The 15,000-nt window shown below is 71.5% G+C and carries 11 protein-coding genes; 8 read left to right on the top strand and 3 right to left on the bottom strand.

What is annotated here, in order from left to right; genetic code table 11:
- The first annotated feature begins 21 nt into the window (after positions 1 to 21).
- Entirely contained in the window at positions 22 to 1,251 is a 1,230-nt protein-coding gene (locus DLJ53_RS27070; RefSeq protein WP_111351382.1) for an MFS transporter, read from the top strand.
- A 16-nt stretch (positions 1,252 to 1,267) separates the two neighbouring features.
- Here DLJ53_RS27070 and DLJ53_RS27065 read toward each other — a convergent pair whose 3' ends face one another.
- The 3 genes from DLJ53_RS27065 to DLJ53_RS27055 all read right to left on the bottom strand — a co-directional run bounded on the left by DLJ53_RS27065 (position 1,268) and on the right by DLJ53_RS27055 (position 4,464).
- On the bottom strand, positions 1,268 to 1,762 hold the full coding sequence (locus DLJ53_RS27065) for a nuclear transport factor 2 family protein (RefSeq protein WP_111351205.1): 495 nt from the start codon (positions 1,760 to 1,762) through the stop codon (positions 1,268 to 1,270).
- Positions 1,759 to 3,030, bottom strand: coding sequence for a patatin-like phospholipase family protein (locus tag DLJ53_RS27060; protein WP_111351381.1), 1,272 nt, complete (start codon positions 3,028 to 3,030; stop codon positions 1,759 to 1,761). Before DLJ53_RS27060 ends, DLJ53_RS27065 begins: the two co-directional genes overlap by 4 nt.
- A 183-nt stretch (positions 3,031 to 3,213) precedes the next feature.
- Positions 3,214 to 4,464, bottom strand: a complete 1,251-nt coding sequence (locus tag DLJ53_RS27055; RefSeq protein WP_111351203.1) for a flavin monoamine oxidase family protein — start codon at positions 4,462 to 4,464, stop codon at positions 3,214 to 3,216.
- A gap of 310 nt (positions 4,465 to 4,774) precedes the next feature.
- Here DLJ53_RS27055 and DLJ53_RS27050 point away from each other — a divergent pair, with 310 nt between their 5' ends.
- From DLJ53_RS27050 to DLJ53_RS27020, 7 genes are all read left to right on the top strand, one after another.
- On the top strand, positions 4,775 to 6,016 hold the full coding sequence (locus tag DLJ53_RS27050) for an adenylate/guanylate cyclase domain-containing protein (protein WP_202913369.1): 1,242 nt from the start codon (positions 4,775 to 4,777) through the stop codon (positions 6,014 to 6,016).
- Between the two features lie 86 nt (positions 6,017 to 6,102).
- A complete protein-coding gene (locus tag DLJ53_RS27045) occupies positions 6,103 to 7,731 on the top strand; it encodes an NAD-dependent succinate-semialdehyde dehydrogenase (protein ID WP_244935172.1) in 1,629 nt (542 codons plus the stop codon).
- 437 nt (positions 7,732 to 8,168) lie between these two features.
- The gene (locus DLJ53_RS27040) at positions 8,169 to 8,996 is read left to right on the top strand and encodes a YoaK family protein (protein ID WP_162409585.1); all 828 of its coding nucleotides are present in this window, start codon (positions 8,169 to 8,171) and stop codon (positions 8,994 to 8,996) included.
- 172 nt (positions 8,997 to 9,168) lie between these two features.
- Positions 9,169 to 10,053 (top strand): formate dehydrogenase accessory sulfurtransferase FdhD, encoded by an 885-nt coding sequence (fdhD, locus tag DLJ53_RS27035; RefSeq protein WP_111351199.1) that lies wholly within the window; start codon positions 9,169 to 9,171, stop codon positions 10,051 to 10,053.
- Positions 10,054 to 10,237: 184 nt separating this feature from the next.
- Positions 10,238 to 12,538, top strand: a complete 2,301-nt coding sequence (locus DLJ53_RS27030) for an FdhF/YdeP family oxidoreductase (RefSeq protein ID WP_111351197.1) — start codon at positions 10,238 to 10,240, stop codon at positions 12,536 to 12,538.
- A 1-nt stretch (position 12,539) separates the two neighbouring features.
- Positions 12,540 to 13,958, top strand: coding sequence for a cytochrome ubiquinol oxidase subunit I (locus tag DLJ53_RS27025; protein WP_111351195.1), 1,419 nt, complete (start codon positions 12,540 to 12,542; stop codon positions 13,956 to 13,958).
- Between the two features lie 4 nt (positions 13,959 to 13,962).
- Complete coding sequence (locus DLJ53_RS27020) at positions 13,963 to 14,973, top strand: cytochrome d ubiquinol oxidase subunit II (RefSeq protein WP_111351194.1); 1,011 nt, start codon at positions 13,963 to 13,965, stop codon at positions 14,971 to 14,973.
- Positions 14,974 to 15,000: the final 27 nt, after the last annotated feature.

Below are 15,000 nucleotides of genomic sequence, written 5' to 3'. Positions count from 1 at the left end.
CTCGTTGATGGAGTGGACGTGATGACCCCTCGGACTCTTCCCGTCGAACGCGCGGCCGGACCGAGCGCACCGCTGGTCGCCGCGATCGCCTTCCTGACGCTCGTCGACCTCTTCGCGGCGCAGGCCATCGTCTCGATGCTGACCTCCCACTACGGGGTCACGCCCGCCGAGATGGGCGTCGCCGTGAATGCCGCCACCATCGGCATGGCGATCGCGAGCCTCGCCGTCGCGCTCTTCAGCGCCCGCCTCGACCGCCGGCTCGGCATCGCGGCGAGCCTCTTGCTGCTGTCGGTGCCGACCGCCCTCCTCGCGTTCGCGCCGGACCTCGCGACCTTCTCGGCGCTGCGCGTGACGCAGGGCCTGTGCATGGCGGTCGCCTTCACGTTGACACTCGCCTGGCTCGGCGAGCGGGCGGCCGCTGCCGCAAGCGCCGGCGCCTTCGCCGCGTACGTCACCGGCAACGTCGGCTCGAACCTCCTCGGCCGGCTGCTCGCCGCCGGTATTGCGGACCATTTCGGCGTCGGAACGGTGTTCTTCACCTTCGCCGCGCTCAACCTGTGCGGCGCGGCGCTCGCCTTCGCCGTGGTCGATCCGGGCCGTCCGGCGGCAGCTCCGGGCGGAGGTCCGGCGGCGCCGTGGGCCGCCGTCTTCGCCCACCTCGCGAACCCCGCGCTCGTCGCGGCGTTCCTGCTCGGCTTCTCGATCCTCTTCGCCTTCATCGGCGTATTCACCTACGTCAACTTCGTCCTCGTCGCGCCGCCCCTCGGGCTCGGCATGATGGCGCTCGGCACCGTCTACTTCGTGTTCGCGCCGTCGATGCTGACGACGCCGCTCGCCGGGCGGATCGCCGCGCGGGTCGGCGTGCGGGCCGCCGTGCTGCTCGGCCTTGCGGTCGCGATGGCAGGCGCCCTCTGCCTCCTGTCTGCCAGCCTCGCCATGGTCCTTGCCGGGATGACGCTCGTCGGGCTCGGCACCTTCTTCGCCCAGGGCGTGGCGACCGGCTTCGTCGGCCGCGCGGCGACGCACGACCGGTCCGCCGCGAGCGGGCTCTACCTTGCGAGCTACTTCGCGGGCGGACTCGTGGGGGCTTCGGTACTCGGGCAGGTGTTCGACCGCCTCGGCTGGTCCGCCACCGTGCTCGGCGTCTGCATCGCCCTCGCGGCGGGGATGGCGTGCGCGGCGCGCCTGACTCTGCGGGCGCGCGGCGCGGCCGGCCCGCAGGACGGCGCAATCGGAAGCCCCGCCCGGTGACCGGGCGGGGCTTCCTTCAGGCGGATTTGTCGGTCGTCGTGAAAAGGGCGGCGATGCGCCAGCCCTCGGCGGTCTCCACCGCGACGACACCCACCAGCCACGGCAGCTGCGACGGCTTCGCCGCCTCGCCGATCGAAAGGACCAGCGGCAGGAGCAGATAGGCGACGCCGGGGCCCAGCGGCACGACGCGGCTCGCCTCGAGGTCCGGCGTCACCTGCCAGACCTCGGCCTTCTGGAACTGCCCCATCCGCTCGACCAGCGCGTCCGGCCCCCAGAAGGGCCGCCCGTCGCTAACCCACAGGAAATCGGGCGAATCCCACAGCGTTGCCCTCACGGCCTGAAGGTCGCGCGCGTTCTGAGCCTCGAGGAACGCCCGGTAGGCGGTGACCACCATTTCGGTGACATCGGCGCGGTCCACCCCGCCGGTATCCGCCGCGACGGCGGGCACAGGGCAGGCGACCACCGCGAACGCGGCCGGCATGGCCGAAACCAGCATGCGACGGTCGATCATTCCGCTGCCTCCCCTGCCTGCTCGGCCACCGGCGACGCACCTCGCACGGGTTGCGCCGGACTGCCTCGACGACGCTGAGCCGGCGCCGGTTCGACGCCTTCGTTGCGATTCCGCGGGCGCTCACCCTGTGCCGCCCCGATGCCGATCTCGTGCAGGATGAGCCCCTCCATGGGGTCGGGGTCCTCCAGCCAGGGCCGCCGGGCCAGCGCATCGCGCATGTCCATGAGCCCGGCGTGCCAGCGGTCGGCGATCCCCTCCGGCGTGAAATCGATGTCCTTGAGGTGGTCCTCGTTGGTGAGGCGCGGCGCGAGGAGGCGCACCACATGCATGCGGGTCGTACACCCCCAGGCCCGCATCGCCGCCACGTCGGGATTGTCCGCCAGCTCGGGCGGCAGGTACTTGCCGAGCGTCGAGATGATGTGGCGCAGCCGGTGGAGGTCCCGCTGCCGCGCGATGTTGGAGAGCACCCGGCTCGTGTAGCGCAGGTCCTTCTCCCGGTTCGTGACCTCCCAGATCGAACGCGGTTCCGCACCGTCCGGCCGCCACATGTGAATGGCGAAGATGATCGAGTTGCGGCGCGGATTGTCGTCGAACACCGCCTCCACCGGCGTATTGGAGAGGACGCCGCCGTCCCAGTAGAGCTCACCGTCGATCCGGACCGCCGGGAAGGCCGGAGGCAACGAACCCGACGCGATGATGTGGTCGAGCGAGAGCGGCTCGTTGCGGCTGTCGAAGTAGCGCATCTGCGCCGTCGCGACGTTCGCCGCGCCGACGGTGAGGCGCGGCGCGCAGGCGTTGATCCGGTCGAGGTCGATGAGCTCCCGAAGCGTGCGGCGGAGCGGACGCGTCGAGTAGTAGCCCGCCTCCTCCGGCGCCATCGGGAAGCCGACGCCCGCGAAGGCCAGCGGGTTCGGCGCGAAGAAACCGCCGAGTCCCCCCGCGATCACGCGCCATGCGGAGAACATGCGCGAGGCGTCGCGCTCCAGCGTGCGCCAGGGGCCGTTGTCGGCCTTGCCGCTGCCGAACATGCCGAAGCCGGGACTGCGCACCCGCTCCCAGAACGCCTTGAGCGCGTCCACCCGGTCCGACGCCGCGTTGCCGGTGATGAGACCGGCGTTGATGGCTCCGATCGAGGTACCGATGACCCAGTCGGGCTCGATCCCCGCCTCATGCAGCGCCTCGTAGACGCCCGCCTGGTAGGCGCCGAGCGCCCCGCCGCCCTGCAGGACGAGAACGATCTGCCCCAGCCCTTCGAGCGACGCATCCATCTTTGTGTCTGCCACGTCGACCTCCGTCGGTCCGTCGTTCACCTTGACCTGATGGTCGGCCAATGCGGCGGCCGCCGGAAATAAAGTCGCGCTACGGTTTCGATGCCGCCTCGCTATGCCGCCCAGCCCGCCGATCGGCCGAGTTTACCATGGCGGGCGCCTCGCGTGACGTCTCCCCCCGCGTCAGGCGGGCCCGGCGGCGTCGAGGTCGGCGACGGCGGCGAGGAGCTCCTCCGCGGCGCGCACACCGCTGTCGTGAGCGCCGTGGGCGGTGGAGAAGTCGGTCGCATGTGTCGCCTCGCCGGCGAAGAAGATCCGCCCGTCGTACGGGCGGGCGAGCACCTCGCGGGCGGCGCGCCGACCCGGACGCGCGTAGCTGTAGCCGCCACGGATTGAGGGCGTCCCCGCCCAGTCCGACGCGACCAGCGGGCGGAGATGGTCGCGCACGCCGGACCCCAGCAGGCCGGCGAGCTGGTCGATGCAGCGGGCGAACGTCGCCTTCGTCCCGTTCGCCGCCACGAGCCGCGCTCCTGCGCCGCCGAAAAAGCACTCGATCACCGGGCGGCCGAACGGGCGAATATAATAGACCCCCGTCGTCGCATCGTGCGGATCGCCGATGAGGTGGGTCTCCGTCTCGAACGGCCCCCCGTCGACGATCTCGAGGAAGAGCTTTTCGTCCCGCCCGAGCGGCAGCTGCCCCGCCGCCTCCCGCCACGGGTCGAGCGCGGCGGGGAAGCGGATGGCACCGCCCGACAGAACGTCGCTGGAGACGGTGAGGACGACGGCGCGGGCGCGCATCGTCCCGGCCGACGTCTCCAGGACCACGCGGGACTCATCGAGCCGCAGGGCGTCGACCGACGTCGCGAGGTGGACCGTCGCGGCAGGCGGCAGGCTCGCCGCCACCAGCGCCCCGTAGCCCCCCGGAACACGCCAGTTCCGCCCCGTCGACGCCGCGTCGTAGGCAGCGATGTCGCTCGCGGAGATGTGCTCCGGCTCGTCGCCGCTGATGAAGCCGCTGAGGGCGTGGATGTACGCGTTCCAGCGGCTGCTGGGCTCCAGCGCGTCGGATGCTCGGTCGCTGGCGGGCGGCGCGTCGGCGAGCCGCTCGCTCCAGGCGTTGAAGGCCCGCCGCGCCTCCTCTTGTTCGCCGCGGGCAAGGCCCAGCTCGCGGTGCTGCCGTCCCCACGCGCTGGTCCGGGCGTCGACCGGCATGCCGGTCTCCCCGGCGATCCGCGTCCAGGCGTTGCGGTCGCCCGAGTGCAGCCAGCCGCACCCGAGATCGAGCGGATATCCCGCAGCCTCGACCGTCCAGGCCCGCCCGCCGACGCGCGGCAGCGCCTCGACGACGGTCGCGCGCACCCCGGCGGCGGCGAGCCGCCTCGCCGCTCCGACGCCGGCCGCGCCGGCGCCCACGATGACGATGTCTTCACTCATGGCGCCCGGCGCCTCCACATTCACCCCGTCGCGCCGAACCGCCTGCGAAGTCCGGTCATACCGTGCCGGGTCCGGCGGCGAGGCCCCCCGGCACGTCCCGCGTGAGAGCGTCCCTCGTCCGCCCGGCACATCCCTCGCGTCATGCACGAGTCTCGCCACAAGTTCGAGTGTCCGGCGCCGTCGCGGATGCCGGGCCGCGTCCGCGCCCAGCCGGCGTGGCATGAAGGTCTCTCCGCCGGCGCGGCGGCCATAACGTCCCGCTCGCACGTCCCGCCTTGCCGATGCGGCCGCGACAGGGCAGAAGCAGTGCGTGTCCGACGTCCGCGAGAGGTGCGGTGTGGAGCTCGATCCCGTCCTCGACTGGGTCATCGCGAAGGGTGTCGAAGGCATCGAGGAGCGCGATCTCGTCGACGGCTTCGCCCGGCGGTGCCGCGAGACCGGCCTCCCCTTCCACCGGATCATCATCTTCGCGGACATGCTCGACCCGACCTTCGAGGGCCGCGCGGTCCAGTGGCGCGACGACGGCGAGGCGCCGCAGATCCGCGAATACACCAGCACCGCCGAGGGCGAGGCCGCGGAGGCCTGGCAGCGCACGCCGTTCTTCGCCCTGTCGCAGAGCAACGACGTGGAGTTCCGCGTGCGCATCGGTCTCGGCGAGCGCACCGGCGCCCACATGATCGAGGACTTCGCCCATGAAGGCGCGACCGACTACATCGCCTTCATGCATCGCATCGGCGAGAACGCGATCATCGGCGAGATGGATGCCGTCTACTCGCACTACACCACCCGGCAGGCCGGCGGCTTCACCGATGCGCAGCTCGCACGGCTGCGCCAGCTGGTGAAGGCGCTCTCCCTCGCCTTCAAGAGCCTCACCATCGCGCGGATGACCCGCACACTCGCCCACGTCTACCTCGGCCACGGCGCGGCGGAGACGGTGCTGACCGGGCGCATCCTGCGCGGCATGGCGCAGCGCATCGAGGCGGTCCTGTGGTTCTCCGACCTGCGGAGCTACACGGCGATCTCCGATGCCGCACACCCCGGCCAGATCATCCCCCTCCTCAACGACTACGCGGACGCGGCGATGACCGCGATCGACAAGGCCGGCGGCGAGACGATGAAGCTCATCGGCGACGGCGTGCTCGCGGTCTTCCGCGACGGTGACACCGGGACCTGCGCGGCACGCGCGCTCGCCGCCGAGCGGGCGTTCCGCACCGCGCTCGCCGACGTCTCCTCGCGGCGCCGCAACGAAGGCCTGCCGGTGACGGACGCCTACGTCGCGCTCCACTGCGGCGAGGTGTTCTACGGCAACATCGGCGCCGCCCATCGCCTCGACTTCACGGTCGTGGGCCCCGCCGTCAACGAGGTCAGCCGGATCGCGACGCTCTGCCGTTCGGTGGACCGGACCTTCCTCGTCTCGGAAGCCTTCCACGACGCACTCGCGTACGAGGAGCGGTCGGACCTCGTCTCGACCGGCCGGTTCGCCCTTCGCGGCGTCGGCCGCGCCCAGCACCTCTTCACGGTCGATCCGGCGCTCCGCGACCCGGCGGGCTGAGGTTCCGATCCCCGCCGGCGCGCCGCTCCGGCCAAGGGTCCCGGCGCCCGGTCCCGCCCTCGACGGCCCTCGGCGGCACAGATGCCATGACACGCGATGTTGACCTTCCGCCGCCGCTGGTGGACGAGAGCGTTGCGACGAGCGGGCCAGGGGAAGTCGTCGCGACCGCTATGGCGATCGCGGCCGGCAAGATGGTGTCGTGTCTCCTTCCGGCCCCGTCCGTCACGCACTGCCACATCGTGCCGGCGCGCCGGCGCGCCAAAGGGATCGACCACGTGACCTACATCGACACGCAACTCTTCATCGACGGCTCCTGGCAGGAGGCGTCGGACGCCCGCACGCTGCCCGTGGAGAACCCTGCCACGGGCGAGACGATCGGCCATGTCGCGCATGCCGGGACGGCGGAGCTGGAGCGGGCCGTCGCGGCCGCTGAGGCGGGCTTCCGCGTCTGGAGCGAGATGCCGCCGGTGAAGCGGGCCGGGATCATCCACACCGCCGCCGCGCTGATGCGCGAGCGGGTCGGCACGATCGCGCCGACGATGACGATGGAGCAGGGCAAGCCGCTGCGCGAGGCCGAGGCCGAGACGCTGGCCGCCGCCGACATCCTCGACTGGTTCGCCGAGGAGGCGTGCCGCGTCTACGGGCGCATCGTGCCGTCGCGCGTCGACCTGGCGATCCGCCAGATGGTCGTACGCGACCCGGTCGGCCCGGTGGCCGCCTTCACGCCGTGGAACTTTCCGATCAACCAGATCGTGCGCAAGATCGGCCCGGCGCTCGCGTCCGGCTGCTCGGTCGTCCTGAAGGCGCCGGAGGAGACGCCCGCCTCGCCCGCTGCGCTGGTGCGCACGTTCGAGGACGCGGGCCTTCCGGCGGGCGTCCTCAACCTCGTCTTCGGCAACCCGGCGGAGATCTCGAGCTACCTCATCGCCCACCCGTCTATCCGCAAGATCACGTTCACCGGCTCGACGGCCGTCGGCAAGCAGCTCGCCGCGATGGCCGGCCAGCACATGAAGCGCTCCTCGATGGAGCTCGGCGGCCACGCGCCGGTGATCGTCTGCGAGGACGCCGACCTCGACCTCGCGGTGAAGTCGGCCGGCATGGCGAAGTTCCGCAACGCCGGCCAGGTGTGCATCTCGCCGACCCGCTTCCTCGTCCACGACAGCCTCTACGACCGCTTCGCCGCGGACGTGACGAGCCTCGCCGAGGGCCTCGCGGTCGGTGACGGCCTCGACGGCGCCAACCAGATGGGCGCGCTCGCCAACCCGCGCCGCGTCAGCGCGATGCGCGACCTCACCGCCGATGCCGTCAGCCACGGCGCGGAGGTGCTGACGGGCGGCGAGCAGATCGGCAACCGCGGCAACTTCTGGCAGCCGACGGTGCTGGCGGACGTTCCGACCGACGCGCGCGTCTACAACGAGGAGCCGTTCGGACCGGTGATCGCGATGCGCCGCTTCAGCGCCCTCGACGACGCGATCGCCGAGGCGAACCGGCTGGAATACGGGCTCGCCGGGTACGCCTTCACCGGCTCGCTGCGCAACGCCGACGCGCTGTCGCGCCGCGTCCAGGTGGGGATGCTCTGGGTCAACATGCCGGCGATGCCGTCCGCCGAGATGCCGTTCGGCGGCATCAACGATTCCGGCTACGGCTCGGAGGGCGGCCCCGAGGCGCTCGACTGCTACCTCAACCTGCGCACCGTCACCGTCAAGAACAGCTGAGATCCGGCCCGGCGGTAACCCGTCGGACCCGTTACGGTGCCGGGGCGCTTGCGCCGCGGCACCGCCGCACGACGCCGGGCCCCGCCGGCACAGCCTGCCGGGGCCCCTCTCCGGCACGCGACGGCCGCGCCGCGCATCACTCTGCGGCGCGGCACCGCCGGGCTCGACGATCCGAGATGTCCATACTGCACACCGCCCAACGCGCTGCGATGGAGTTGCGACGGTCATACGCATGTACGCTCGCGGTACATCTTCGCAGAGGATGCATCGCCGACCGCCGTCCCCCATTCTCCGGATCGCGTGCAGACCCGCCTCCCGCAACGGGCGCCCCCGCCGGACGGCGCGGGGCCGCCTGTCCGGACACGCTCCCCCGGCACGCACCCATGTCCACCCCGTCAGGGGCAGACCGTTCCCGATCGCGAAGGAGTGTCGAGGCCGTGTCGAACGCCGAGATCGCCGACGGCTCTGAGAGCGGCACGCCCGCGCAAGGCGGCGACGACACGAAATCCGCCGGCGCCGGCAATGCCCTCGCACCGATGACGTGCAGCGTACCGCCGCGGTGCGGGGTCGCGGACGCCCCGGTTCGCCGGGACGATCGTCCGCAGCGTGTGGCGCGGGCCCTCGCGGCGCTTCACCTCACAGCCGTCTCCGGTTTCGTCGATGCCGTCGGCGCCGTCCACCTCGCGGGCCTCAACATCTCCTTCATGAGCGGGAACACCACCGACCTCGCGGTGGCGCTCGTCTCCGACCACGGCGCGCGCCTCCTCCTCATTGCCGCAATCGTCGCGACCTTCGTGTTCGGGGCCTATCTCGGCACCCTGATCGGCATTGTCGTGCGCCCGCAGCTCCTGGTCCTGACGATCGGTCTGTGCGAGGCGGCCCTCCTGACGAGCGCGATCGCGCTTCATGGCCGGGTGGCCGATGGCCTCTCCTGCCTGCCCCTCTGCCTCGCGATGGCAATGCAGAACCGGTTGCGGGAGGACGTCGCCGGTGTCGAACTCGGTGCCACCTTCGTTACCGGCACCCTCTACAAGCTCGGCGCCCAGCTGGCGCACCTCCGCCTCGGCGGCGGGGATCACTTCCAGGCCCATCTCCTCGCCGCGACCTGGCTCAGCCTTCTCGCAGGTGCCGGCACCGCCACCGCCGCACTGCTGACCCACGGCTACGAGACGACGCTATGGATCGCGCTCGGCCTGCTGACCATGCCCCTGACGCTGCGTGCCGTGCTCGAACTCCGACCCGCGCGCCCCGCCGTCTCCGGCTGACGTTCGTGCGGCCGCGCCCTTTGCAATGGGGGCCGCCGCTCAGCGACCGCCGGGCGTCTCGGCAAATTCGGCGCGAAATCGGAAAGACGCGCAAGCCGGCGCTGCCCAACTGGCATGAGGTGGGACGTGTCCGGAAACGCCGGCCGCCTCCCATGCACACGTCGAGGCCCCCATGATTCCTGCACCGACGGAACGGCACTCCTGCATCGCATGGCGGAACCTCCGCGCCCTGCCGTCGAACCGGCACCTTCCGGAGGAGACGCCGGTGGCGATCACCTACCGCGGCTCGACCCACGCGGTGATGATGGCCACCCCCGCCGACCTCGAAGACTTCGCCACCGGCTTCAGCCTCTCGGAAGGCGCCGCCGCGACCGCCGCTGACGTCCTCGGCACCGAGATCCTCGAATGGGACGAGGGCGTCGAACTTCGCGTGACGCTGTCCGACGATGCGGGGACGCGGGTCGCCGAGCGGCGGCGCGCGATGGCGGGCCCCGTCGGCTGCGGCCTGTGCGGCCTCGACAGCCTCGCCGAGGCGGCGCGCCTCCCGCCCCCCGTCGTCACCGACGCCACCTTCTCGGCGCGCGACCTCGTCGAGGCGACCGCCACGCTGTCGTCCTTCCAGACGCTGAACGGCGTGACGCGGGCGATGCACGCGGCCGCGTTCTGGAGCCCGCGCCGCGCGATCGAGACGGTCCGCGAGGACGTCGGCCGGCACAACGCGCTCGACAAGCTGTCCGGGGCGCTCGCAAGAACCGGGTGCGACGCCGCCGGGGGCGCCGTGATCATGACGAGCCGCGTTTCGGTGGAACTGGTCCAGAAGACCGCGATCCTCGGCGCCCCGGTCCTGGTGGCGATCTCCGCGCCGACCGCACTCGCGGTGCGCGTCGCGACGGCGGCCGGCGTCACCCTCGCCTGCGTGACGCGACGTGACGGCTTCGACGTCTTCACCCACCCCGACCGCATCCGGTTCGACGACGAGGCGCTGGCGTTCGCGTTCGCCTCTCCCGGTGCCCCGGCGGCGCGCCGCCCTGCGACCTGCGCCAGCCCGGCGATCTGACGCGCCCGCCCCGTCGCACATCGCTTCCCCCAGGGCAGCGACAGCGGGGCCGCTGCCCGCCGGCCCGCGCCGGTCACGCCAGCGCCGTGCAATCCGGCAAGGGGCGCCTCGGACGCGAAAGAATCGACGGGCCGCCATCGCCAGCTTCCCCCCATCGCACAGCAATCCGGTCGAGATCCGCCCCATGTCCCAGCGCAAGTCGATCCGCCTCTACACTCACCCCGCCGGAGGCTGGGACGCGCTCGCCGCGACCGGCTCCGCCCTTGCCAGGCAGAACACGCTGGCCAAGGGCGCCGCGACGCTGATGCGCATGAACCAGCCCGAAGGCTTCGACTGTCCCGGCTGCGCCTGGCCCGATCCCAAACACACCTCGTCGTTCGAGTTCTGCGAGAACGGCGCCAAGGCGATGGCGTGGGAGGCGACCTCGCACCGCTGCACGCCCGAGTTCTTCGCCGCCCACACAGTGAGCGAGCTCGCCGCATGGAACGACTACGACCTCGAGATGGTCGGCCGCCTCACCCACCCGATGGCCTACGACGCCGCGACCGACCGCTACCGGGCGGTGACCTGGGAGGAGGCGTTCGCCACCATCGCGCGCCACCTCGACGGGCTCGACGATCCGAACCGGGCCGAGTTCTATACCTCCGGCCGCACCTCCAACGAGGCCGCCTTCCTCTACCAGCTCTTCGTGCGCGAGTTCGGGACCAACAACTTCCCCGACTGCTCGAACATGTGCCACGAGGCGACCAGCGTCGGCCTGCCGCACTCGCTCGGCGTCGGCAAGGGAACGGTGCTGCTCGAGGACTTCGACCACACCGACTGCATCTTCATCTTCGGCCAGAACCCGGGCACCAACAGCCCGCGGATGATGACGAGCCTGCGCAACGCCTCGCGTCGCGGCGCATCCATCGTCTCGTTCAACCCGTTCCGCGAGCGCGCGCTGGAACGCTTCCAGGCGCCGCAGAACCCGGTCGAGATGGTGACGCTCACCTCCACGCCGATCAGCGGGCACCTCTACCAGCTTCGCGTCGGCGGCGACGTCGCCGTGCTCAAGGGGCTGATGAAGGTGCTGATCGAGGATGACGCGCGGCTGAGGGCCGAGCGGCAGATCGCCGTCCTCGACTGGGACTTCATCAAGGGCCACACCGCCGGTTTCGACGCCCTCGTCGCCGACCTGAAGGCGACCCGGTGGGACGACATCGAGCGCCAGTCCGGCCTCGCCCGCGCCGAGATCGAGGAGGCCGCCCGGATCTACGCCAAGGCCGAGCGCGCCATCGTCGTCTACGGGATGGGCGTGACGCAGCACCGGCACGGCGCCGCCGCGGTGCAGCAGCTCGCCAACCTCTGCCTCCTGCGCGGCAACATCGGCAGGGTCGGCGCCGGCCTCTGCCCCGTGCGTGGCCACTCCAACGTCCAGGGCGACCGCACGGTCGGAATCACCGAGATCCCGTCGGCGGAGTTCCTCGAGCGGCTCGGCGGCCGCTTCGGGTTCACGCCGCCGTCCGCCCCCGGCCACAACGTCGTGACCGCGCTCGAGGCGATGGTGCGCGGCGACACCCGGGTCTTCTTCGCGATGGGCGGCAACATCGTCGCCGCAATCCCGGACTGGGAGGTCACGCGGGCGGCGTTCGAGCGGCTCGACCTCACCGTCCACGTCTCGACGAAGCTCAACCGCAGCCACCTCGTGCACGGCCGCGAGGCGCTGATCCTCCCCTGCCTCTCGCGCAGCGAGGTCGACGTCCAGGCGACCGGCCCGCAGTCGATCACCGTCGAGGACTCGATGTCGATGGTGCATGCCTCGGCCGGCCGCAACACGCCGGCGTCGGAGCATCTGAGAAGCGAGCCGGCCATCGTCGCCGGCCTCGCGAAGGCCACGCTCGGCGCCCGGTCGGTGGTCGACTGGCAGGCCTTCGTCGACGACTACGACCTGATCCGCGACGCCATCGAGGACGTCTTCCCGATCTTCGAGGGCTTCAACGCGCGCATCCGCGTCCCGGGCGGCTTCCACCTCGAATCGACCGCCCGGGACCGCATCTGGACGACGCCGGGCGGGAAGGCGAACTTCCTCGTCTACGACGGCGTCGGCGAGGACCCGACGCCGCAAGAGACCGACGCCCTGTGGCTCACCACCGTGCGCAGCCACGACCAGTACAACACCACGCTCTACTCGCTCTCGGACCGCTATCGCGGCGTCGAGGGGCAGCGTGACGTCGTCTTCCTCAACGCCGCCGACATGGAGGAGCGGGGCCTCGCCGCAGGCGACCGGGTCGACCTCGTCGGCATTTCGCCCGACGGCACCGAGCGCGCGGTGCGCGGCTTCATGGTCGTGCCATACGCCTTCCCCAAGGGATGCTGCGCGGCCTACTACCCCGAAGCCAACCCGCTGGTGCCGCTCTCGTCGCACGACCCGATGAGCTTCACGCCCGCCTACAAGGCCGTGCCGATCCGGCTCGTGCGTTCGCGCGTCGAAGCGGAAGCGGTCTGACATGGACGCCGTCGTCCTCGCCCGGCTCCAGTTCGCCTTCACCATCGGATTTCATATCCTGTGGCCGACGCTCACCATCGGCCTCGCCTCCTTCGTGGCGCTGCTGAGCGGCCTGTGGTGGCGCACGGGACGCCCGGTCTACCGCGACCTGATGCGCTTCTGGCTGAAGATCTTCGCCCTGACGTTCGGCGTCGGCGTCGTGACCGGCGTCGTCATGAGCTACGAGATCGGCACCAACTGGGCGGGCTTCTCGCGCTCGGTGTCCAACGTCCTCGGCCCGCTCTTCATGTACGAGGCACTGACGGCCTTCTTCCTCGAGGCCGGGTTCATCGGCATCCTGCTGTTCGGCGAAGGGCGCGTCGGCAAGGCCATGCACTTCGTCGCGGCGTGTCTGGTCGCCGGCGGCACGCTACTCTCGACGACTTGGATCCTCGCCGCCAACAGCTGGATGCAGACGCCGGCGGGCGCGGTGGCGGACGCCGCCGGGATCTATCACGCGGTCGACTGGTGGGACGTCGTGATCAACCCGTCGTTCCCCTACCGCCTCGCCCACATGGTCTGCGCGAGCTTCATCACGAGCGCCTTCGTGGTCGCCAGCGTCTCCGCCTTCCACCTCCGGCGTAGCCGGAACATCGAGGCGAGCCGGACGGCGTTCTCGCTCGCGATGTGGATGGTGCTCGTCCTGACGCCGACGCAGATCGTGCTGGGTGACCTCCACGGCCGCAACACGCTCGCCCACCAGCCGACGAAGCTGGCGGCGATGGAGGGGCTGTGGGACACGACCCGCGGCGCGCCGATGACCCTCCTCGCATGGCCGGACATGAGCGCCGAGCGGAACCGCTTCGCCATCGAGGTCCCGCACGTCGCGAGCCTCTACCTGACGCATTCGTGGAACGGCGAGGTTCAGGGTCTGAAGGCCGTGCCGCCCGCCGACCGGCCCGACGTGCCGGTGGTCTTCTTCGCCTTCCGCATCATGGTCGGCATCGGCCTCGTCCTGCTGGCGACGGCGATCACCGGGGCGATCCTGCGGGCACGCGGCCGGCTCTACGACACGCGCTGGTTCCTGCGCGTCGTGATGGCGACGGCGCCGCTCGGCTACGTCGCGGTTCTGGCGGGCTGGACGACGACGGAGGCCGGCCGCCAGCCCTGGGTCGTCTACGGCGCGCTCAGGACCGCCGATGCGGTCGCGCCGGTCGCGGCCGGTGCGGTGGCCTCGACGCTCCTCGTCTTCATCGCCGCATATGCGGTGCTCCTCGTCGCCTTCCTCTGGTTCGCACGGCGGATCGTGATCGCGGGACCGGCCGGGGGCGAGACGCCCATGCCCTCCGCGCTGCGACCCGGCCCCGACCGCGGCGCGCCGACCCTCGCCGGCGCCGCGCCGGCCCTACCCGCGCGCCCCGCGCCCGCACCGGGAGAGTGATGCCATGAATGCCCTGATCTCCGCCGATCTCCCGGCGCTGTTCGCCGCGCTCGTCGCCTTCTGCGTCGTCGTCTACGTCCTCGCCGACGGGTTCGACCTCGGCGTCGGAATCCTCTTCCTGCTGGCGCCCCGCGACGCCGACCGCGACCTCATGATGGCGAGCATCGAGCCGGTGTGGGACGGCAACGAGACCTGGCTCGTGATGGGCGGCACGTTGCTCCTCGCCACATTCCCCGCAGGCTACTACGTGCTCCTGCCGGCCTTCTACCTGCCGGTGATGACGATGCTGCTCGCACTGATCTTCCGTGGCGTCGCGTTCGGCTTCCGCCTGCAGACGCGCCGCCTGCGGTGGGTCTGGGACCTCGCCTTCGCTGCGGGCTCCATGGTAGCGACGCTCTGCCAGGGCTTCATCCTCGGCGGCCTCGTCGGCGGCGTTACGGTCAGGGACGGGATGTTCGCCGGCGGCCCGTTCGACGCCTTCGGCTGGCTGGGACTGGCTTGCGGGCTCGGCCTCCTCGGCGGCTACGCGCTGCTCGGCGCCGGCTGGCTGATCTGGAAGACCGGCGGGCCGACGCAGGTCTTCGCCCGCGAGGTGGCGCACGCCGCGCTGCTCCTGACCGGGGCGATGATGGTCGTCGTCAGCGCCTGGAGCGCGATCGCGGTGCCTGAAGTCGCCGCGCGCTGGTTCGCCTGGCCCGGCATCGCCTGGCTGTCCCCCGTCCCGCTCCTCGCGGCCGCCGTCATGGCCACGCTCTGGCGGCGGATCTGGACCGGTGGCGATGCGGGCACCTTCGTCCTCGCGCTCGCCCTTTTCCTCCTCGGATTCGTCGGGCTCGTCGTCAGCCTCTGGCCCTATGTCGTGCCGCGCCACATAACTCTCTGGCAGGGGGCGGCCGACCCGCAGACGCTGGCGTTCGCCGGCGTCGGCCTCCTCCTGATCGTTCCCATCGTTCTCGCGTACCAGGCCCACGCCTACTGGGTCTTCCGCGGCAAGACGCGGCTCACGCTCGGATAGGCCGCCCTTCGGGAGCCTCCCGACCGG

The sequence above is a fragment of the Acuticoccus sediminis genome, from assembly GCF_003258595.1.
Classification (GTDB): Bacteria; Pseudomonadota; Alphaproteobacteria; order Rhizobiales; family Amorphaceae; genus Acuticoccus; species Acuticoccus sediminis.
This window is presented reverse-complemented; position numbering and strand designations above follow the sequence as displayed.